The following is a 475-nucleotide window of genomic DNA, read 5'->3' on the forward strand; positions in this document are numbered from 1 at the left end:
ACGAGATCACCGTGGCCGTGCTCGGCGTCGACGTGCCGGCGCGGATCGCGGCGCTGCGGACGATCGACTGGAGCGGGCTCGGCCTGAATTTCGCGATCGTCTTCTCGCCGGGCCTGATCGAGGAAGCACCGCACAGCCTGCTCGCCAGCGTCTACTCCCCGGCTGATCGCGACGGGCCGATCGCGCGGGAAGTCGGCGCCGCCCTGCCTTCGGTCACCCTGCTCCGTGTCGGCGACGTGATCGGCCAGATCGGCGAACTGCTCGGCCGTATTGCCTTCGCCGTCCGCGCCGCGGCCGCCGTCACCGTCGCTGCCGGGATCGCCGTGCTGGTCGGCGCGGTCGCCGCCTCGGCGCGTGCCCGGCGTCTCGACGCCGTCATCCTGAAGCTGCTCGGCGGCAGCCGGGCGCAGATCCTTGCCGTTCAGGCGATGGAATATGCCGTGCTCGGGCTGTTGCTGGCGGCTGTCGCGCTGGC

At 72.0% G+C, this 475-nt stretch carries 1 pseudogene; it reads left to right on the plus strand.

Going from position 1 to position 475, the window contains the following annotated elements:
* Window positions 1-475 (plus strand): annotated as a pseudogene (locus OWC48_RS46395) (ABC transporter permease); the annotation flags it as partial.

Origin of the sequence: Bradyrhizobium sp. Arg816, assembly GCF_029989365.1 — a bacterium.
Taxonomy (GTDB): Bacteria; Pseudomonadota; Alphaproteobacteria; order Rhizobiales; family Xanthobacteraceae; genus Bradyrhizobium.